This is a genomic window from Burkholderia sp. Bmkn7 (assembly GCF_041103175.1).
In the GTDB taxonomy this organism is placed as follows: Bacteria; Pseudomonadota; Gammaproteobacteria; order Burkholderiales; family Burkholderiaceae; genus Burkholderia; species Burkholderia cepacia.
This window is the reverse complement of the sequence record NZ_JBGCUH010000002.1, coordinates 339,399-358,633: the sequence shown is the minus strand read 5'-3', so window position 1 is coordinate 358,633 and position 19,235 is coordinate 339,399. Positions and strand designations below refer to the sequence as shown.

Genomic DNA, 19,235 nt, shown 5'->3' with positions numbered 1-19,235 from the left:
AGCCTGACGAACGAGGGATATCTTGAACAGAAAATCTGCATTCCTTTGCATTGCACCGCTGTCCGCGGCGGCGATGCTCGCCGGGTGCGGCGGCGACGATTCGGTCAACGCCACGCCGACACATATGAGCGCCGCGACGCCGGCCGCGATGACGCAGACCTGCGACGCGCTCGCCGCGAAGCTCGCGTATGCGAACACGTCGTTCACGTCGGTGACGACCGCGGCCGCGGGCGCGCTGACGGTGGCCGGCAAGCCGGTCGCCGAGCACTGCGTGATCGAAGGGAAGATGAACCAGCGCGTGAGCGCGGTGGACGGCAAGACCTACGCAATCGGCTTCGAGATGCGCTTGCCGAAGGCGTGGAACGGCCGTTTCTTCTACCAGGCGAACGGCGGGCTCGACGGCAATGTCGTGACCGCGACCGGCGAGATCGGCGGCGGCGGGCCGCTGAACGATGCGCTGAACATGGGGTTCGCGGTGATCAGTTCGGATTCCGGGCACAGTGCCGCGCAGAATCCGCTGTTCGGCCTCGATCCGCAGGCGCGAATCGACTACGGCTACGGCGCGGTCGACGCGCTCACGCCGATGGCGAAGCAGGTGATCCGGCTCGCGTACGGCAAGGCGCCCGACCGCAGCTATTTCGGCGGCTGCTCGAACGGCGGCCGTCACGCGATGGTCACCGCCGTGCGCAACCCGGCCGACTACGACGGCATCATCGCGGGCGATCCGGGTTTTCATCTGCCGAAGGCGGCGATCGGCGAGATGTACGGCGCGCAGCAGTTCGCGAAGATCGCCTCGGCGACCGGCACGAACGGGCTGCCGGACATCCGCAGCGGCTTCACCGACGCGGAGCGGCAGTTCGTCGGCGCGAAGATCCTCGAGAAATGCGATGCGCTCGACGGTGCTACCGACGGGATGGTGCAGGATGTCGCCGCGTGCCAGGCGCACTTCAGCGTCGAGTCGGACGTCCCGACTTGCGCGAACGGCACGCGCACGGGCGCGTGCCTGACGCCCGCACAGAAGACCGCGCTCGAGAACGTGTTCACGGGCGCACGCAACAGCGCGGGCACGGCGCTCTACGCGGGCTTTCCGTACGACCCGGGCATTGCCGGTGGCGGCTGGGCCGCGTGGAAGCAGTCGAATTCGATCACGCTCGATCCGGCCGCGATGGCGTTCACGTTCACGACGCCGCCGAAAAGCACCGCGACGCTCGCGAACCTGCCCGGTTTCGCGCTCGGCTTCGACATGGACAACGACGCACCGGCGATCTTCGCGACGAACGGTACGTACACGCAATCCGCGTGGACGTTCATGACGCCGCCCGACGAGACGAACCTGTCCGCGCTGAAGGCGCGCGGCGCGAAGCTGCTCGTCTATCACGGCACGGGCGACCCGGTGTTCTCGTTCGACGACACGCGTGACTGGTATGCGCGGCTCGCACAGGCGAACGGCGGCGATGCGTCGGATTTCGCGCGCCTTTATCCGGTGCCGGGGATGAACCACTGTTCGGGCGGGCCGGCGGCCGACCAGTTCGACCTGCTGACGCCGCTCGTCGCGTGGGTCGAGCAGGGGCAGGCGCCCGCTACGGTGGTGGCCGCCGCGCGCGACGCGACGAACGCGGTGCCGAGTGCGGATGTGCCGGCGTCATGGGGCGCGGGTCGCACGCGTCCGCTGTGCCCGTATCCGCAGGTGGCGCGCTACAACGGTTCAGGCGACGTGAATTCGGCGGCGAGCTTCAGTTGCCGCTGACGTAGCCGTCGATGGGAAACGGCCGGTGCGCGCGATCGCGTGCCGGCCGCTTCTTGTGTGCAATCGCTCACGCATTCACTCATTCATTCGCCCGGATCGACCGGCACTTCGAGCCCGACCTTCACGCGGCTCATGCTCACCAGCGTCTTGAACCGCTTCACGTTGTTGTTCGCGAAGAACAGCTCGCGCGTGAGCGCGTTGTACTGATCCATGTTGCGCACCGCGACGATCAGCACGAAATCCCATTCCCCCGTCACGTAGTAGCACTGCTGGATCTGCGGGCAGCGCTCGAACGCACGCTTCATCGCGTCGAGCTGGTCGATCTGCTCGCTTTCGACCTCGACGTTGACGACGATCGTCAGCGGATGATCGACCTTGTCCGGTGCGACGACGGCGGTGTAGCGCTCGATCACGCCGTCGTCCGCGAGACGTTTCAGGCGCCGGTTCACGGCCGCGGTCGACAGATTGACGCGCGCGCCGAGTTCGCTCTGCGGCGTCTGCGCGTCGCGCTGGATTTCCATCAGCAGCTTGCGATCGAACGCATCGAGTGGGGTGGTCATGATGGTGCGTGAAACCTCGAAAGAATGAGAAATTTTTGCGTATGGATGGTCGATTCGGCGATTTTTTTGACCGGGATGCGCAATATTATTTTTCGGACCGACGGCGAGCGCAACCCGCGCTTGCCCGATCCGATCCACCCGACGGGCCGCCGGCGCGGCCCTGTTCCCGAGCCTTTCGCCATGCTGATCGCCAACCCCCGCGCATCGCGCGCCGCCTATCCCCACGCGCTGCGACGCGTGATGAACATCGCGTCGGCCGACGAAAGCGGCGCGTGGCTGTCGCACTGGCCGCTCGTCGGCCACGCGCACACGCCGCTTCGCGTGCTGCCGGATCTCGCCGCGCGGCTCGGCGTCGCGAGCGTCAGCGTGAAGGACGAGTCGTGCCGCTCGCCGCTCGGCAGCTTCAAGGCGCTCGGCGCGCCGATCGCGCTGGTGCGGCTCGTGAAGCGGCTGCGCCGCCAGCAGGATCTCGATCCGCAAGGGCTCGTCACCGGCCGCTACGCGTCCGAACTGGCCGACCTGACGGTGATCAGCGCGACCGACGGCAATCACGGCCGCGCGCTCGCCGCCGCCGCGCGCGCGATCGGCTGCGGGTGCGTGATCGTGCTGCACGCGAACGTCGATGCGGAGCGTGAGCGCGCGATCTCCGCGTACGGCGCGCGGATCGTGCGCATCGCGGGGAATTACGACGAATCGGTGGTCTGCGCGGCGCAGCTCGCGCAGGCGAACGGCTGGTATGTCGTGTCGGATACGTCGTACGACGGCTACGAAGCGATTCCGCGCGACGTGATGCAGGGCTACGGCGTGATCGCCGCCGAGGCCGCCGCGCAGGCGGCGCGGGACGACGGGCGGCCGTTCACGCATGTGCTGCTGCAGGGCGGCGTGGGCGGCCTCGCCGCGGGTGTCGCGAGTTATCTGTGGGAGCGCGACGGCGTGGAGCGGCCGCATTTCATCGTCGTCGAGCCGCGCCAGGCCGACTGCCTGTACCAGAGCGCACTGGCCGGGCGCGCCAGCAAGGCGACCGGCAGCGTCGATTCGGTGATGGCCGGGCTCGCGTGCGGCGAGGCGTCGCCGCTGGCGTGGGATTTCCTCGAGATGTGCATCGACCATTTCATGCTGATCGACGACGAAGACGCGGTGCAGGCGATGCGCGGCCTCGCGGCCGGCAGCGAACGCGACGTGCCGGTCGTGGCCGGCGAATCGGGCGCGGCCGGCATCGCGGGGCTGGACGTGCTGATGCGCGACCCGGCACGCGCGCGGCAGGTGGGGCTCGGCGCGCATTCGCGCGTGCTGGCGATCAATACGGAGGGTGCGACGGCGCCGTCTGTGTACCGGAGCTGCGTCGGCGAGGCGGCCGACGCCGTGCTCGCGCGGCAGCGCGACTGGCTGGACCGCGCGACGGTGGCGGTCTGAACGACATCACTACCGACTACGACCGACTACGACCGACGAGGCAAACGCAATGGACGCAATCGACGAAAGCACGCTGCAGGGCCAACTGAAGACCTGGCGCCGCCACCTGCACCAGCATCCGGAGACGGGTTTCGAAGAGGTGAACACGTCGGACTACGTTGCGCGCATCCTGACGACGCTCGGGCTCGACGTGCATCGCGGGATCGGCGGCACGGGGCTCGTCGCGAACCTGACGGCCGGTACCGGCAAGCGCGCGATCGGCATCCGCGCGGACATGGACGCGCTGAACATCGCCGAGCACGCGCCTGACCGCGAACACGCGTCGCGCACGCCCGGCAAGATGCATGCGTGCGGACACGACGGTCACATGTCGATGGTGCTCGGCGCCGCGCAACTGCTGGCCGAGCGCAAGGATTTCGACGGCACGGTGCGTTTCATTTTCCAGCCGGCCGAGGAGCACGGCCGCGGCGCGAAGGCGATGATGGCCGACGGGCTGTTCGAGCGCTTCCCGGTCGACGCAATCTTCGGCGCGCACAACATGCCGGGCATGCGCGCGGGCACCTTCTCGACGCGCGCCGGCGGCATCATGGCGAGCGAGGACAATTTCGTGATCCGGATCGACGGGCGCGGCACGCATGCGGCGCGCCCGCACATGGGCATCGATCCGATCGTGATCGGCGCGCAGGTCGTGCTCGCGCTGCAGACGATCGTGTCGCGCAATCTCGACCCGGGCCAGCAGGCGGTGATCTCCTGCACGGAGTTCATCACCGACGGGCTGCGCAACGTGCTGCCGTCGACGGTGACTATCAAGGGCGACACGCGCAGCTATTCGCGCGACGTGCAGGCGCTGCTGGAAACGCGGATGCGCGAGATCAGCGAAGGGATCTGCGGCACGCACGGCGCGGCGTGCACGTTCGAGTACACGCACGAGTTCGCGCCGACGGTGAATTCGCCGGAGTGGGTCGACACGGCGGTGCGGGCCGCGGCGCAGGTCGCGGGCGCGGAGGCGGTGAACGCCGACGTGCAGCCGATGATGATCTCGGAGGATTTCGGCGCGTTCCTGCAGGCGGTGCCCGGCAATTTCGTGTTCATCGGCAACGGTGAAGCGGGTGGCCTCGGCGGCGTGCCGCTGCATAACGCAACGTACGACTTCAACGACGCGATCCTGCCGGTGGGCGCGCGGTATTTCGCGGAAGTGGCGCGGCGGGCGTTGCGGGCGGCCTAGCGGATCGTCGGCCGGCAGCCTTCACGCGCCGGCCGAGCGCTGTTCCGGCGCGTCGGCCGTGCCCGTGCGATCGAGGATCGCGAGCACCTCGCGCGCGGTGTTTTCCGAATGGCTGCGCAATACCTGCGGCAGCACCGCATGGTCGGGGTCGGCGAGCGCGGCCATGATGTCCTCGTGCTCGTGCAGCGACTCGGCCCAGCGCAGCGTGTCCGTGTTCGCGGCGCCGCGTGCGCGGTGCACCTTCGACATCAGCGACGCATAGATGCCCGACAGCACGGGGTTGCCGGCCGCGTCGACGATCATCTGATGAATCTGCTGGTTCAGCCGGAAATACTCGGTGCGCTTGCCGGCTTCATGACACTCCACCATCTTCCGGTGCTTCGCCTGCAGCGCGGCGAGCGTCGCCGTGCCGATCCGCTTGCGCAGCAACTCGCCCGCCATCGCCTCGAGCCCGTGCAGCAGTTCGAACGTCGAGACCAGGTCGTCGAGGTCGATCGACGCGACGCGATAGCCGATGTACTGGCGATGCGTGACGGCGCCTTCCGCGACGAGCACCTTCAGCGCTTCGCGCAGCGGCGTTTTCGACACGTCGAACGCGAGGCTGAGTTCCTTTTCGTCGATCCGCGCGCCGGGCGGCAATTCGCCCTCGTCGATCATCACGCGCAGGCGCGCGGCGATCTCGGCGGCCATGCCGCGCGTGCGCAGAAGCAGGGGATTGCGGGGTGTCTGGCTCATGATGGTGCGAGCTTATCACGATATCGGGGCTTACCCTGCACCAACATCGTGATTAAAGAATCTCAATGAAACCAAGTGTTTACGCTAACGGTAATTATAAATTTCTAATCCTATACTCGGTTCCACGTTGCGCGACGTCCTGACCATCCTCGTCCACTCCTGGAGTCCGTCCATGTCTTCAACCTCCGGTGTCGCCGCCATGACGGTCGGCAAATCCGCTGTTCGCTGGAAGATATTCGTCGTGATGCTGAGCCTCATCGCGATCAACTACGTCGATCGCGCATCGCTGTCCGTCGCCATGCCTTACATCTCGCAGGAGTTCAATATCGGGCCCGCGATGGAGGGTCTGATCCTCAGCTCGTTCTTCTGGACCTATGCCGTGATGCAGATCCCGGGCGGGATGCTGGCCGACCGGTTCAAGCCGCGTGTCGTGATCGCGACGGCGACCGTGTTCTGGGGCTTCTTCCAGGCGATCGCCGCGTTGTGCACGAATGCACCGTCGCTGCTGCTCACGCGCCTCGGCCTCGGCGCGGCCGAAGCGCCGATCTACCCGGCCGGCGGCAAGCTCAACGCGATCTGGATGACGCAGACCGAGCGCGGCCGCGGCGCCACGCTGCTCGACGGCGGCGCGCCGCTCGGCGCAGCCCTGGGCGCGGTGCTGATCGCCGGGCTGATCGCGGTGCTCGGCTCGTGGCGGCTCGCGTTCGCGGTGGCCGGCGTCGGCACCGTGCTGGCCGGGCTGCTCGCGTGGCACTACATCCGCAACTCGCCGCGCGAACATGCGGGTGTCAACGACCTCGAAGCCGAATACATCGAGGCGTCGCATGCGAGCGATCTCGCGGCCGAGCCGGCCGGCGCGTCGGGCCGTTCGCGCGACTTCTTCAAGTACCGCTCGGTGTGGTGCATGTTCTTCGGCTGGATGTGCTTCAACAGCGTGTTCTACGGGTTGCTCACGTGGATGCCGAACTACCTGCACAAGGTGCACGGCTTCGACATCAAGCAGATGGGCGGCTCGACCTTCATCATCTTTTTCAGCGGCTTCGTCGGCGAACTGCTCGGCGGCTGGATCGCCGACAAGTGGAAGGCCGCGGGCGGCCGCCCGAACGTCGTGATGCGCACGCTGTTCGGCATCGCGGCGGTGATCGCCACGGTGTCGATCTTCTCGGTCGCGTATGTGAAGGACCCCGTCGTGTGCGTCGCGCTGCTGTCGTCGACGCTGTTCTTCCTGCGCTGGTGCGGGCTGTACTGGTGCATCCCGTCGTCGCTCGGCACGCGCAACAAGATCGGCTTCCTCGGCGGCCTGATGAACCTCGGCGGCAACATCGGCGGCGTCACCGTGCCGATCGTCGTCGGCGCGATCGTGCAGTTCACCGGTTCCTATTTCCTTGCGCTGATGGTGTTCGCGGCGGCCGGCGTCGGCCTGCTCGTGTGCTCCAGCGCGATCGACTACGAAAACAAGCTCCCCGTCTGACCGACCCCTTTCACTGCATCGACTGCATTCACTGGTAGAGAGAAACCCGTCATGAAAAAACGTACCCTGCTCGGCATGCTCACCCCGTCCTCCAACACGTCGCTCGAACCGCTGACGAGCGCGATGGTCGCCGGCCTGCCGGGCGTGTCCGCGCACTTCGCGCGCTTTCCGGTCACCGAGATCTCGCTGACGGGCCAGGCGCTCGGCCAGTTCGACGACGACAAGATCATCCAGGCCGCGCTGCTGCTCGCCGACGCGAAGGTCGACGTGATCGCGTGGAACGGCACGTCGTCGGGCTGGCTCGGCTTCGAGGCCGACGAGCGGCTGTGCGAGCGCATCACCGCGGCGACCGGCATTCCGGCCACCACGTCGGTGCTCGCGCTCAACGAGATCCTGAAGAAGACGAACGCGCACGAGTTCGGCCTCGTCACGCCGTATCTCGACGACGTGCAGACGAAGATCGTCGACAACTATCGCCGTTCGGGGCTGAACTGCATCGCCGAGCGTCACCTGAACCTGAAGGTCAATTTCTCGTTCTCCGAAGTGACGGGCGACGAGATCGGCAACATGGTGCGCGAAGTCGCGGCGGCCGGCCCGCGCGCGATCTCGATCTTCTGCACGAACCTGAACGCCGCGCACCTGGTGCCGGCGCTCGAGGAGGAAACGGGCATCCCGATCTACGACACGATCTCGACCGTCGTGTGGAAGTCGCTGCAGCTTGCCGACTACGACACGCGGCAGGTGAAGGGCTGGGGCCGTCTCTTCAGCGAAGTGATCTGAGGCGGGCGCCATGTCGAACGATCTCGATTTCGTGATCCGGCACGCCGACGTCGTCACGGCGGCGGACCGGTTCTCGTGCGACATCGGCATCCGCGCGGGGCGCGTGGCCATGCTCGGTCACGGGCTGCCGCGCGCGCCGCGCGAGCTCGATGCGAGCGGCATGCTCGTGATGCCGGGCGGCGTCGATGCGCACTGCCATCTCGACCAGCCGATGCCCGACGGGCTGCGGATGGCCGACGATTTCCTGTCCGGCACGCGCTCGGCGCTGTGCGGCGGCACGACGACCGTGATCCCGTTCGCCGCGCAGGCGAAGGGGCAGTCGCTGCAGGCGGCCGTCGACGACTATCACCGGCGCGCCGACGGGCGTGCGCTGGTCGACTACGGCTTTCACCTGATCGTCGCCGATCCGACGCCGCACGTGCTGGCGGAAGAATTGCCGCGGCTGATCGCGAACGGCTACACGTCGTTCAAGGTGTACATGACCTACGACGACCTGAAGCTGAACGACCGCCAGATGCTCGACGTGCTGTCGGTCGCGCGCGAGCACGGCGCGCTTGTGATGGTGCATGCGGAGAATTCGGACTGCATCGGCTGGCTCACCGAGCGGCTGCTCGGCGACGGCCACGTCGCACCGCGTTTCCATGCGCATGCGCGGCCGGCCGTGGTCGAGCGCGAAGCGACGCATCGTGCGATCGCGTTCGCGGAACTCGTCGACGTGCCGATCCTGATCGTGCACGTGTCGGGCGCGGAGGCGATCGAGCAGATCCGCTGGGGGCAGTCGCGCGGGCTGCCGATTCTCGCCGAAACGTGCCCGCAATACCTGTATCTGACGGCCGCCGATCTCGGCCATGACGATCACGGTTATGAAGGCGCAAAGTGCGTATGCAGCCCGCCGCCGCGCGATCCGGCGAACCAGCAGGCCGTGTGGAAGGCGCTGAAGCAGGGCGTGTTTTCGGTGTTCTCGTCCGACCATGCGCCGTTCAGCTACGACGATCCGTGCGGCAAGCATCCGGGCGGGCAGGCCGTTTCGTTCGACCATATCCCGAACGGGATTCCGGGGCTCGAGACGCGGCTGCCGCTGCTGTTCGACGGCGTGCGTCACGGGCGGCTGTCGCTGCACCAGTTCGTCGAGCTCACGTCGCTGCGCCCCGCGAAGCTGTACGGGCTGTATCCGCGCAAGGGGACGATCGCGGTCGGCGCCGATGCGGACATCGTCGTGTGGGATCCGGACAAGCGCGTGCGGATCGCGAATGCGTCGCTGCATCATGCGGTCGACTACACGCCCTACGAAGGGATCGAGGTGACGGGCTGGCCGTGTCATTGCCTGTCGCGCGGCGAGCTGCTCGTCGAGGATGGCCGCCTGCTCGCGGCCGAGCCGGGGCGCGGGCAGTTCGTGCCGGCCGGCAAGCCGTGCCTCGATTGACGTCCGTCGATGTGAGCGCCCGTTCCACGCGGCAGGCGCGGTTTAAGCAGGAGCAAGGATGAGTATTTCCAACGCAATGCGCGGCATCGCGGCTGCAGCGATCGTCGCCGGTTCATGCGGCGGGCCGGCGCTGGCCGCCGGCGGCGCGCCGCAGGACATGCCGAGCGTCGTACCCGAATCGGCCGGCGTCGATTCGGCGCCGCTCGTGCGGCTGTCCGAATGGCTGCGCCGCGACCGGATGGACGTGCGCAGCCTCGTCGTCGTGAAGGACGGCAAGATCGTGTTCGAGCGCTACGGCGACGGCCTCACGCGCGATCACAACTACGAGCTGTATTCGGTGACGAAGACGATCACCGCGCTGCTCGCCGGCATCCTCGACGGCGAGGGCAAGCTCGGCCCGTCGACGAAGGTCACGCCGCTGATCGCGGCCGCGCGGCCCGATCTCGCGAGCGAACTCGCGGACAAGCGGGACATCGAGCTGCGCCACCTGATGTCGATGTCGAGCGGGCTGCGCTACACGACGCGCGAAGGCACCGATCCGCTGTACTACGATGCGCCCGACCGGCTGAAAGTCGCGGTGACGAGCCGCGCGGCGCAGCCGCCCGGCACGCAGTTCGACTACATCGACGTGAACCCGGTGCTGGTCGGCACGGCCGTGTCGATCGCCGCGCGCGAGCGCGAGGACGCGTTCGCGCGCTCGCGGCTGTTCGAGCCGCTCGGCTTCGCGCACTACCGCTGGAGTGGCGCCGACGGCACCGGCGCGGTGGCGGGCGGCTGGGGCCTGCGGCTGCGTGCGGTCGACATGGCCAAGATCGGCATGCTGCTGCTCGACAACGGCCGCTGGAACGGCAAGCAGATCGTGCCGGCCGGCTGGGTCCGGCAGATGACGACGCCGTCGCCGGCCGCGGCCGATTACGGCTACTACTGCTGGATCAGTCACGTCGTCGAACACGGCACGCCGGAATTCGGCGCAATGGGCTTCAAGGGGCAGTTCATCACGGTGCTGCCCGCGCAGCGTGCGGTCGTCGTCATGACGAGCCTGCTGCCGACCGACGGCGGCTTGCGCGACGCAACCTACCTGAACCTGTATCGACGGATGGTGAACGACTACATCCTGCCCGCGCTGACGCCGGCGCAGCCGCCGGTCGAGCGCGCGGAAACGACGCAGGCGCTGCGCGACGAGCTGGCGCGCAGCCGCGAGACGAAGGGCGTGCCCGGCACGGCCGCCGCATTCAACGATGCGCCGGAGATTTGACAAGGATGACGAACATGATCGCCAATCCGGACGCATGGCCCGATTCGCGGCGGCCCGCATCGCGTGCCGCGCCTTTCATGCGCCGGCTGCTCGCGCGGCTTGCGACGCTGCTGATCGGCAGCGGTGCGCTCGCGCCGGTGCCGACGATGTCGGCGGCGCATGCGGCCGATGCACTGCCGCCGCTGCATGAAACCGGTATCGAAGCCGCTGCGCCGGAGGATGCCGGCGTCGATTCGCGCAAGCTCGTCGAGCTGTCGCGCTGGATCCGCGAGCAGAAGCTCGACGTCTACAGCCTGCTCGTCGTGAAGGACGGCAAGCTGATCTTCGAGCGCTACGGTGCGAACGCGTCGCGCGATTCGACCTACGAGCTGTACTCGGTGACGAAGGCCGTGACGTCGCTCGTCGCGGGCATCCTGGTCGATCAGGGCGCCGTGCATCTCGACGAGCCGGTGGCCGCGCGGCTCGCCGCGTGGCGCCCCGACCTCGGCGGCGCGCTCGCGGACAAGCGAGGCATCGAGCTCAAGCACGTGCTGTCGATGTCGAGCGGACTGCATTACGACTTCAGCCCGAAGGACGATCCGATCTACTACACCGCGCCCGACCGGCTGAAGCTTGCTGTTTCGGCCGCGCCGAAGGTCGCGCCCGGCACCGCGTTCGAATACACCGACGTGAACCCGATCCTCGCGTCGGCGATGTTGAGCGCGGCGGCCGGCGAACCCGTCGAGCGTTATGCGCAGGCGCGTCTGTTCGCCCCGCTCGACATGAAGCGCGCGACATGGGAGCGCGCGGATCGCACAGGGCTCGTGTCGGCCGGCTGGGGGCTGCGGCTGCGCGCGGTCGACATGGCGAAGATCGGCATGCTCGTGCTCGACGGTGGGCGCTGGCAGGGGCGGCAGGTGGTGCCGCAGGCGTGGATCGCGCAGATGACGTCGCCGCGTGTGTCGGCGCATTTCGGCTACTACTGGTGGATCAACAACATCGTCGAGAGCGAGCCCGAATTCGACGCGATGGGCTTCAAGGGGCAATTCATCACGGTGCTGCCGAAGCGCAACACGGTGATCGTGATGACGGGCGTGCTGCCGATTGACGGTGGCCTGCGCGATGCGGAGAACGTGAAGCTGTTCCGCCGGATGGTGAACGGCTACATCCTGCCGGCGCTCGATGGCCGGCGGGCGTCGGGGCCGGGCTCGGGCGGCGCCGATACGCGTGCGGCGCTGCGCGACGAGCTTGAAGTGAGTGCGCGCTCCGCAGGCGCGCCCGGCACGCAGGTCGATCCGACGGATCTGCCGAAGTAGCCATGGCGATACGTGTGAGGCGCAGCGTGTGGAGCCGGAAGCGAGTGCGCGTGCCGACTGATCTGCGGAAGTCGCGCCGGGTGTGCGTCCGGCCGCGCCGTTGTGGGCGGGCCGGACGCGCGGTGCATCACGTCACGCCAGTTCGCCCAGGCACGCGTCGAATTGCGTGACGAGCCGGTCGACATCGTCGGCCGTCGTCTGCGGACACACGAGCATCATGTTGTGGAACGGCGTGATCAGCACGCCGCGATTCAGCAGGTACAGGTGCACGATGTGCTCGAGCTCGCTGTCGAGTTGCGCGCCGGCGATCGTGCCGTTGCGCGGCGGCACGGGTGCGAACTGGAACTCGGTGCGCGCGGCGATACGCGTCACGCACCACGGCAACCCGTGTTTCGCGATCGCCTGTTCGAGCCCCGTCGCCAGCCGCGCGGCGAGTTCGAACATGTGCGCATACGCGGCATCGGTCGCGACTTCGGCGAGCGTCGCGCGCATCGCATGCATCGCGAGCATGTTCGCGGTGAGCGTCGTGCCGATGCCCGAATGGCCGGGCGGCGCGTTCAGCTTGGCCTGCTTCGCGCGTTCCGCGAATTCGGCGCTGAACCCGTATACCGCGCACGGCACGCCGCCCGCGATCGGTTTGCCGACCACCAGCATGTCCGGTTCGAGAGCGTGCGCGACCGCGTAGCCGCCCGGGCCGCTGCTGATCGTGTGCGTCTCGTCGATCACGAGCAGCGTGCCGTAGCGGCGCGTCAGTTCGCGCGCGGCCGCCCAGAAGCCCGGGTCGGGCAGCACCATCCCGATGTTCGTCATCGCGGGCTCGGCGAGCACGCATGCCACGTCGCCATCCTTCAGTGCGGCTTCGAGCGCGGCCAGGTCGTTGAATTCGACGACGCGCGTGTTGGCGAGCAGGTCGTAGGCTTGCCCGAGCAGGCTGTCGCGCTGCACCGGGCGGCCGTCGACGAGATCGACGAATACGTCGTCGACCGTGCCGTGATAACAGCCGTTGAACACGACGATCGTGTTGCGGCCGGTGGCCGCGCGCGCCCAGCGCAGCACGAAGCGGTTCGCGTCGCTGGCGCTCAATGCGAATTGCCAGACCGGCAGCTTGAAGCGGCGTGCGAGTTCGCGCGACACCCATGCGGCGTCTTCGCTCGGCAGCATCGTCGTGTAGCCGCGCGTCGCCTGTTCGACGAGCGCACGCGCGACAGGTTCGGGCGCGTGGCCGAACATCGCGCCCGTATCGCCGAGGCAGAAATCCACGTAGCGATGGCCGTCGACGTCGGTGAACGTCGCGCCGCGCGCCTCCTTCACATACAGCGAGAACGGCGTCGACCAGTCCTGCATCCAGTGCAACGGCACGCCGAACAGCAAGTGCTCGGACGCTTCCGCGGACAGGGCGCGGGAGACCGGCATGGCTTCGGTGAACGCTTGGCGCTCGCGATCGAACAGCGCGCGGGCGCGGATGAGGTCGACTCCGTGGCGGGAAGGCAAAGGCAGCTCCTGGGCTGTGAAGAAGGAGAAACGATAGCGCGGCCGGCAGGGGGCTGAACAGAGGCGGAATTACCGAGGCGAGGGGGCGCGCGAATATCCGCTGCGGCTGTCGAACGGTCGCGACGACATGGCCGACGCAAGGGTCGTGCTGACGGGTAAGACAGGCGGCGCGGAAATCGTATTCGGCTTCGCTCGCACGATCACGCTGGTCAAGCCCGGGCACGACGGTTTTGACGGCTGCGACGAAACCCGCAACTTGAAAGTCAGCGCCCATGTGCCGGTCGCCAGCGGGGCGACCTCGACCAACGGGAGTGGTCACGGCGACCTGGTGCTGGTGTTCGACGAACCGGCTGCTTCGGCTGGGCGCGAGCCGGCGATGGGTGCGGTAGCGGCTGCCGGCGAGCAGGTCGTTGCCCCGGCGGACGGTGTCGGCCGGGGCATTTCAGTTGAAGTTTTTGCGCATAAACATACGACAACGTATTTCTAACAGCGCATTCGATGATGTGAGTGGGCACACACATTCAGCGGAATGATTCGGTAAAAACGGGGTAAGCGACAAATGCGTGTCCTGCTTTGATCGCATTTTGACTGCACGTTGTGATGCGACGACGTATCACTAGTGATCTGCCGCCGCACGTGTCGATACCCCATGCACTGAACAACGGCACGCCGCCTGTGCCGGCCGTGCAGCCGATCTCCGGCGAGACGATCAGCAACTGCGACTTCGTCACGCCGGTCGCGTCGGGTACGCCGACGGTCACGTCGCCGGCCGATCCATGCGTTCAATGTGAGCGCGCTGACGCTGACGAACGTGACGATCGCCGGGCAAGGCGGTCAATACGACGATCGTCGACAAACGGTGAAGTGATGTGAGGTGAAGGTGAGGGTGAAGGGCATTCGCGTGCTGCGGTCGATGCACGCGAATGCGAACCTGATTGAACGCGTCAAGCCAGCGTCTTGACCATGTGGTGTTCGTCGTAGAACCGCCCGTCGACGAACAGCGAGCGCGGTTCCGTGCCGAACCGGACGAACCCCTGCGACGCATACAGCCGCTCCGCGTTGGCATTGACCTCGTTTACGCACAGCATCAGTTGCTTGCAGCCCCACGCCTGCGCGGCATGTGCGGTCGCGCTTTCGAGCAGCGTCTGCGCGATGCCCTGCCCGCGATAGGCGGGATCGACGAACACGCCCCAGATCGTCGCCTTGTGCGCGATCTTCGCGCGCGCATCGCGGCGCACGCCGGTGATGCCGACGAGCGTATCGCCGTCGAATGCGCCGAACACGGCACGTTCGTGGGTCGGCGTGATGCGTATCGCGAATTCGTCGACCGGCACCTGCGATTCTTCGTCGGGCGTCGGCAGGAAAGACGTGGGCGCGGTGTCGACCGCACGCAGGCGAACGGTCTGGAAACGGGCGGCGTCGGCCGCGTCGAGCAGGCGAGTCGTGATCGTCATCGAGGGGATTCCGGTTGAGGGGCGTGCATGCCGGCGCGGGCCGCTATGGCCGCTATGACCGATATGGCCACGGAATGCATCGTACTAATCCTAATAGGAATCCGGATCGCGCGTGTCGGCGTTCCGCGTTCCGCGTTCCGCGTTCCGCGTATCGCTCGCCGTGGCCGCGCCGTTGCGTTCAGATCGCGTCGCGCGGCCGTCGCGCGTCGCCGTCGACGCAGCACGCGAGCACCTCGGCATCGGTGTCGCCGAGGCTCAGGTACACGTGCCCGACAGCGCTGTCGAAGTACAGGCTGTCGCCGGCGCCGAGCCGGTACGCGTGGCCGTTCTCGAAGCGCAGTTCCAGCTCGCCGCTCAGCACGAACACGAACTCCTCGCCGCTGTGCCGGATGTAGTCGGCGAAGTCCGACAGCTTGCGCGCATGGATCCGCCCGCGCACGGGCACCATCCGCTTGCCGGTCAGGTCGTTCGCGAGCATCCCGTACGCATAGTTCGGCGTGTCGTAGACCATCTGCTGGCCGGCCGGCGTGAACGACGGCGTCATCGCGCCGGCGGGCGCGGGCCGGCCGAACATCGTGTCGAAGTCGAGCGCGAGCGCATGCGTGAGCGCCGCGAACTTGTCGTAGGTGAGCGCAATGTCGCCGCGCTCGGCCTTCGAAATCGTCGACACCGCGATACCGGAACGCTCGGACAGTTGCGCGAGCGTCAGGCCGCGTGACTTGCGCGCGTCGCGCAGCCGCGCGCCGACTGTCTGGTGGTCGAGTTGCGGCGCGGTGTCGGCGGGCGGCGGAACGGGAACGGTGGATTTGGGCATGCGGATACAGGGCGCGACGTGAATACGGGTTTTGTCGTATACGAGAATAAATTTTCTCGTATATGATAATTTTCGTCGAAAGCGCCGACGGTCGGCGTGACGGCCACTCTAGCATCGGACGACGCGAAACTCGCGCGGCCGGTGCGGCCGGCTCGAACGACAGGTGCGCGACACGTGTACGAATCGGCACAGCTCGCCCGTGCGGCGGCGCCCCGATCCTGCGCACGCCAGCGGTCTTTCCCAGTCATTTTTCCGGCCGGTCGCGGCCGGGCCCGTGAAGGTGCAATCCATGTCCAGTGAAATCAAACGTCTGCAGACCGGCGCACGCATGAGCCAGGTCGTGATCGCGAACGGCATCGTCCATCTGGCCGGCCAGGTGCCCGATACGGCCGGCGCGCCGATCGCCGTGCAGGCGACCGAAATCCTCACGCGCATCGACGCGCTGCTCGCGTCGGCCGGCGTCGACAAGACGCGTGTGCTCACGGCCAACGTATGGCTCAGCGACGCCGCGCATTTCGACGCGTTCAACGCGGTGTGGGACGCCTGGGTGCCGGCCGGCCATGCGCCGACCCGCGCGTGCGTGCAGGCGTTGCTGATGAAGCCCGGTCTCGACGTCGAGATCGCCGTGACCGCGCTCGCCTGACGCCGGCACCGCCCGCCCGAGGAGCCTCCCGATGACCTACGACACGCTCGTCCTGGGCGGCGGCATGATCGGCGTATCCGTCGCCGTCCATCTGCAGCAGCGCGGCCTGTCGGTCGCGCTCGTCGACCGCAAGGCGCCCGGCAACGAGACGTCGCTCGGCAACGCCGGGCTGATCCAGCGCGAAGGCGTGTACCCGTATGCGTTTCCGCGCGGCTTCGGCACGCTGCTGAAATACGCGTGCAACCGCTCGCCCGACGTTCGCTACCACGTCGGCGCGCTGCCGAAGCTGATCCCGTTCCTGTACCGCTACTGGCGCCATTCGCATCCGGCGCGCCATGCGGAGATCGCGCGCGCGTATGCGCCGCTGATCGAACATTGCGTGACCGAGCATCGCGCGCTGATCGAAGCGTCCGGCGCCGGCGCACTGCTGCGCGAAGGCGGCTGGCTGAAGGTGTTCCGCACGGCCGCGACGCGCGATGCCGAGACGCGCGACGCCGAGCGCTGGCATGCCGAATACGGCGTGACCTTCGATGCGCTCGATGCGGCCGCGCTGCGCGACGCGGAACCGAACCTGAGCCGCGCGCTGATCGGCGCACTGCGTTACACGGGCTCCGATTCGATCAGCGATCCGAATGCACTCGTCACCGCCTATGCGCGCCGCTTCGAGCAACTCGGCGGCCGCATCCTGGCCGGCGACGCGCTGACGCTGTCGGCCGCGAACGGCTGGCGCGTCGATACCGCGCAAGGCCCGGTCGACGCGCGCGCGGCGGTCGTCGCGCTCGGGCCCTGGTCGGACCTGCTGTGCGAGCGGCTCGGCTACACGCTGCCGCTCGCGGTCAAGCGCGGCTATCACATGCACTACGCGCCGCAGCCGGGCGCGCGGCTGAACCGGCCCGTGCTCGACGCCGACAGCGGCTTCCTGATCACGCCGATGACGCGCGGCATCCGCCTGACGACCGGCGTCGAGCTCGGCCATCGCGACACGCCGCCGACGCCGTCCCAGCTTGCCGCCGTCGAACCGGTCGCACGCGAGCTGTTTCCGCTCGGCGCGCGCGTCGACCGCACGCCGTGGCTCGGCCGCCGGCCCTGCACGCCCGACATGCTGCCCGTGATCGGCGCGGCGCCGCGCCACCGCGATCTGTGGTTCGCGTTCGGGCACGCGCATCACGGCTTCACGCTCGGCCCCGTGACCGGCCGGCTGATCGCCGACCTGATGACCGGCACGCAGCCGTTCGTCGATCCGGCGCCGTTTCGCGTCGAACGTTTTCTGCACGGGCGCTGAACCGGCGTCCGTGCGCTGCAGCAGGGCGGCCGGCACACGACGCCGGCCGCTCCGTCCAGCGGCCGGCCCATCCGGCTTGCCGCGACGATCAACGACTGGAGACGACATGCAACAGCACACGATGCGGCGCGAGCTCGGCGCGCGCCAGATTTCGTTCATGGCCCTCGGCATGGCCATCGGCGTCGGCCTGTTCCTGGGCTCGGCGTCCGCGATCAAGGCGGCCGGGCCCGGCGCGCTCGTCGCGTACCTGATCGGCGGCGCGATGATCTTCCTGATCATGCGCGCGCTCGGCGAGATGGCCGTGCACCGGCCGGTATCCGGCTCGTTCGGCGCGTATGCGTTCGAATACCTCGGGCCGTACGCCGGTTACGTGGTCGGCTGGAGCTACTGGCTGCTGATGGTCGGTGTCGGCGTCGCGGAGACGACCGCCATCGGCATCTACATGGGCTTCTGGTTTCCGGAGGTGCCGCAGTGGCTGTGGGTCGTGGCGGCGATCGCCGCGATCTCGGCGTTCAACCTGCTCAACGTGAAGGTGTACGGCGAGCTGGAGTTCTGGTTCGCGATCGTGAAGGTCGTGACGATCGTGCTGATGATCGCGGGCGGCGCGCTGATCGTGTTCACGGGGATCGGCCATCACGGCGAGCCGGTCGGGCTGTCGAACCTGTGGCGGCACGGCGGCGTGTTTCCGCACGGCGTGCTCGGGGTCGTGAGCGCGCTGCCGATCGTCGCGTATTCGTTCGCGGGCGTCGAGATGATCGGCCTCACGGCCGGCGAGGCGCGCGAGCCGCAGAAGATGATCCCGCGCGCGATCAACTCGGTGCTGTGGCGCATCCTGATCTTCTACGTCGGCGCGCTGTTCATCATCATGGCGCTGTATCCGTGGCACGAGCTCGGCGAGCACGGCAGCCCGTTCGTGACGACGTTCGAATCGCTCGGGCTGCGGCAGGCGGCCGGCATCGTCAACTTCGTGGTCGTGACGGCCGCGCTGTCGAGTTTCAACTGCATCGTGTTCAGCGGCGCGCGCATGCTGTCGAGCATGGCCGGCAACGGCCTCGCGCCCGCGTCGTTCGCGGCGCTGAGCGCCAGCGGGTCGCCGTCGCGCGCGGTGCGGGCGACCGTGCTGTTCATGTCGGTCGGCGTGGTGCTGAACTACGTGATGCCCGCGCGCGTGTTCGGCTGGCTGATGTCGTTCCTGTCGTTCGACGTGGCCGTGATCTGGGCAATGATCGTGCTGACGCACATGCGGTTCCGGCGCGTGCTGGCCGCGCGCGGCGAGACGGTCGCGTTCCGCCTGCCGTACGCGCCGGTCACGTCGTGGATCTGTCTCGTGTTCGTCGCGTTCGTGTTCGTGATGCTCGGCGTCGATCCGTCGACGAGCGGGTCGCTGTATGCCGGTGCGGCGGTGATGGTGGTGATGACGATCGTCTACCGGCGGTCGCGGCATCTGCAGGCGGCCGCGCGGTCGACGCGGGTCGGGCTCGGGGTCGAGCGGGTGTGACGGCCAGGCGCGCGGGCGCGGATGTCGGAGTGCGAGTGGTGGCGCGGTCGTGCGCCGGGTGCGCTGAAGGCGGATGCCGGCGCGTGCGTCATGTGCGCCGCGCCGCATGAAGGAGGCGGGCAACGTGAAACGCGTACGCCGTCGCGCCG

At 68.0% G+C, this 19,235-nt stretch carries 17 protein-coding genes and 1 pseudogene; 13 read left to right on the top strand and 5 right to left on the bottom strand.

What is annotated here, in order from left to right; all coding sequences use genetic code 11:
• The first annotated feature begins 22 nt into the window (after nt 1-22).
• Nucleotides 23-1,747 carry a tannase/feruloyl esterase family alpha/beta hydrolase gene (locus AB3K92_RS07495; protein WP_059495232.1) on the top strand — a complete coding sequence of 575 codons (1,725 nt, stop codon included), beginning with the start codon at nt 23-25 and terminating at the stop codon, nt 1,745-1,747.
• Nucleotides 1,748-1,830: 83 nt separating this feature from the next.
• Here the strand turns inward: AB3K92_RS07495 and AB3K92_RS07490 are convergent, their stop codons facing one another.
• Nucleotides 1,831-2,307, bottom strand: a complete 477-nt coding sequence (locus AB3K92_RS07490) for an Lrp/AsnC family transcriptional regulator (protein ID WP_027790255.1) — start codon at nt 2,305-2,307, stop codon at nt 1,831-1,833.
• Between the two features lie 180 nt (nt 2,308-2,487).
• On the opposite strand from AB3K92_RS07490, the gene AB3K92_RS07485 reads away from it, so the two are divergent.
• Nucleotides 2,488-3,720: a diaminopropionate ammonia-lyase gene (locus AB3K92_RS07485; RefSeq protein ID WP_069255231.1), complete on the top strand. Its 1,233-nt coding sequence runs from the start codon at nt 2,488-2,490 to the stop codon at nt 3,718-3,720.
• A 49-nt stretch (nt 3,721-3,769) separates the two neighbouring features.
• Complete coding sequence (locus AB3K92_RS07480; RefSeq protein WP_069255081.1) at nt 3,770-4,945, top strand: M20 aminoacylase family protein; 1,176 nt, start codon at nt 3,770-3,772, stop codon at nt 4,943-4,945.
• Between the two features lie 21 nt (nt 4,946-4,966).
• Here AB3K92_RS07480 and AB3K92_RS07475 read toward each other — a convergent pair whose 3' ends face one another.
• Nucleotides 4,967-5,680, bottom strand: a complete 714-nt coding sequence (locus AB3K92_RS07475; protein ID WP_042974167.1) for a GntR family transcriptional regulator — start codon at nt 5,678-5,680, stop codon at nt 4,967-4,969.
• Nucleotides 5,681-5,852: 172 nt separating this feature from the next.
• Here AB3K92_RS07475 and AB3K92_RS07470 point away from each other — a divergent pair, with 172 nt between their 5' ends.
• The 5 genes from AB3K92_RS07470 to AB3K92_RS07450 are packed head-to-tail and all read left to right on the top strand — an operon-like array spanning nt 5,853 to nt 11,904.
• Nucleotides 5,853-7,151: an MFS transporter gene (locus AB3K92_RS07470; protein WP_059586219.1), complete on the top strand. Its 1,299-nt coding sequence runs from the start codon at nt 5,853-5,855 to the stop codon at nt 7,149-7,151.
• Nucleotides 7,152-7,202: 51 nt separating this feature from the next.
• The gene (locus AB3K92_RS07465) at nt 7,203-7,931 is read left to right on the top strand and encodes an aspartate/glutamate racemase family protein (protein WP_021158640.1); all 729 of its coding nucleotides are present in this window, start codon (nt 7,203-7,205) and stop codon (nt 7,929-7,931) included.
• 10 nt (nt 7,932-7,941) lie between these two features.
• The gene (gene hydA, locus AB3K92_RS07460) at nt 7,942-9,354 is read left to right on the top strand and encodes a dihydropyrimidinase (RefSeq protein WP_060330758.1); all 1,413 of its coding nucleotides are present in this window, start codon (nt 7,942-7,944) and stop codon (nt 9,352-9,354) included.
• A 58-nt stretch (nt 9,355-9,412) separates the two neighbouring features.
• Nucleotides 9,413-10,609, top strand: coding sequence for a serine hydrolase (locus AB3K92_RS07455; RefSeq protein ID WP_069255079.1), 1,197 nt, complete (start codon nt 9,413-9,415; stop codon nt 10,607-10,609).
• Between the two features lie 5 nt (nt 10,610-10,614).
• Nucleotides 10,615-11,904 carry a serine hydrolase gene (locus AB3K92_RS07450; RefSeq protein WP_231127727.1) on the top strand — a complete coding sequence of 430 codons (1,290 nt, stop codon included), beginning with the start codon at nt 10,615-10,617 and terminating at the stop codon, nt 11,902-11,904.
• Nucleotides 11,905-12,036: 132 nt separating this feature from the next.
• On the opposite strand, the gene AB3K92_RS07445 is transcribed toward AB3K92_RS07450, so the two are convergent.
• Nucleotides 12,037-13,395, bottom strand: a complete 1,359-nt coding sequence (locus AB3K92_RS07445) for an aspartate aminotransferase family protein (RefSeq protein ID WP_069255078.1) — start codon at nt 13,393-13,395, stop codon at nt 12,037-12,039.
• A gap of 127 nt (nt 13,396-13,522) precedes the next feature.
• On the opposite strand from AB3K92_RS07445, the gene AB3K92_RS07440 reads away from it, so the two are divergent.
• The gene (locus AB3K92_RS07440) at nt 13,523-13,882 is read left to right on the top strand and encodes a hypothetical protein (protein ID WP_069255077.1); all 360 of its coding nucleotides are present in this window, start codon (nt 13,523-13,525) and stop codon (nt 13,880-13,882) included.
• Nucleotides 13,883-14,055: 173 nt separating this feature from the next.
• Nucleotides 14,056-14,258: pseudogene (locus tag AB3K92_RS07435) on the top strand (endopolygalacturonase); the annotation flags it as partial.
• Between the two features lie 81 nt (nt 14,259-14,339).
• On the opposite strand, the gene AB3K92_RS07430 reads toward AB3K92_RS07435, so the two are convergent.
• Together AB3K92_RS07430 and AB3K92_RS07425 are read right to left on the bottom strand one after the other, a co-directional pair.
• Nucleotides 14,340-14,849: a GNAT family N-acetyltransferase gene (locus AB3K92_RS07430; protein ID WP_059487666.1), complete on the bottom strand. Its 510-nt coding sequence runs from the start codon at nt 14,847-14,849 to the stop codon at nt 14,340-14,342.
• 178 nt (nt 14,850-15,027) lie between these two features.
• Nucleotides 15,028-15,663 (bottom strand): helix-turn-helix domain-containing protein, encoded by a 636-nt coding sequence (locus AB3K92_RS07425; RefSeq protein ID WP_059586213.1) that lies wholly within the window; start codon nt 15,661-15,663, stop codon nt 15,028-15,030.
• 289 nt (nt 15,664-15,952) lie between these two features.
• On the opposite strand from AB3K92_RS07425, the gene AB3K92_RS07420 reads away from it, so the two are divergent.
• From AB3K92_RS07420 to AB3K92_RS07410, 3 genes are all read left to right on the top strand, one after another.
• A complete protein-coding gene (locus AB3K92_RS07420; RefSeq protein WP_042974203.1) occupies nt 15,953-16,306 on the top strand; it encodes a RidA family protein in 354 nt (117 codons plus the stop codon).
• 31 nt (nt 16,307-16,337) lie between these two features.
• Nucleotides 16,338-17,588, top strand: a complete 1,251-nt coding sequence (locus AB3K92_RS07415; protein ID WP_069255076.1) for an FAD-binding oxidoreductase — start codon at nt 16,338-16,340, stop codon at nt 17,586-17,588.
• Between the two features lie 106 nt (nt 17,589-17,694).
• Nucleotides 17,695-19,086: an amino acid permease gene (locus AB3K92_RS07410; RefSeq protein ID WP_069255075.1), complete on the top strand. Its 1,392-nt coding sequence runs from the start codon at nt 17,695-17,697 to the stop codon at nt 19,084-19,086.
• Nucleotides 19,087-19,235: the final 149 nt, after the last annotated feature.

Coding starts and splice junctions, on each gene's coding strand:
- AB3K92_RS07490 (WP_027790255.1), bottom strand. CDS start 2,307: ATGACCACCCCACTCGATGCGTTCGATCGCAAGCTGCTGATGGAAATC.
- AB3K92_RS07485 (WP_069255231.1), top strand. CDS start 2,488: ATGCTGATCGCCAACCCCCGCGCATCGCGCGCCGCCTATCCCCACGCG.
- AB3K92_RS07480 (WP_069255081.1), top strand. CDS start 3,770: ATGGACGCAATCGACGAAAGCACGCTGCAGGGCCAACTGAAGACCTGG.
- AB3K92_RS07475 (WP_042974167.1), bottom strand. CDS start 5,680: ATGAGCCAGACACCCCGCAATCCCCTGCTTCTGCGCACGCGCGGCATG.
- AB3K92_RS07470 (WP_059586219.1), top strand. CDS start 5,853: ATGTCTTCAACCTCCGGTGTCGCCGCCATGACGGTCGGCAAATCCGCT.
- AB3K92_RS07465 (WP_021158640.1), top strand. CDS start 7,203: ATGAAAAAACGTACCCTGCTCGGCATGCTCACCCCGTCCTCCAACACG.
- hydA (WP_060330758.1), top strand. CDS start 7,942: ATGTCGAACGATCTCGATTTCGTGATCCGGCACGCCGACGTCGTCACG.
- AB3K92_RS07455 (WP_069255079.1), top strand. CDS start 9,413: ATGAGTATTTCCAACGCAATGCGCGGCATCGCGGCTGCAGCGATCGTC.
- AB3K92_RS07450 (WP_231127727.1), top strand. CDS start 10,615: ATGACGAACATGATCGCCAATCCGGACGCATGGCCCGATTCGCGGCGG.
- AB3K92_RS07440 (WP_069255077.1), top strand. CDS start 13,523: ATGGCCGACGCAAGGGTCGTGCTGACGGGTAAGACAGGCGGCGCGGAA.
- AB3K92_RS07430 (WP_059487666.1), bottom strand. CDS start 14,849: ATGACGATCACGACTCGCCTGCTCGACGCGGCCGACGCCGCCCGTTTC.
- AB3K92_RS07425 (WP_059586213.1), bottom strand. CDS start 15,663: ATGCCCAAATCCACCGTTCCCGTTCCGCCGCCCGCCGACACCGCGCCG.
- AB3K92_RS07420 (WP_042974203.1), top strand. CDS start 15,953: ATGTCCAGTGAAATCAAACGTCTGCAGACCGGCGCACGCATGAGCCAG.
- AB3K92_RS07415 (WP_069255076.1), top strand. CDS start 16,338: ATGACCTACGACACGCTCGTCCTGGGCGGCGGCATGATCGGCGTATCC.
- AB3K92_RS07410 (WP_069255075.1), top strand. CDS start 17,695: ATGCAACAGCACACGATGCGGCGCGAGCTCGGCGCGCGCCAGATTTCG.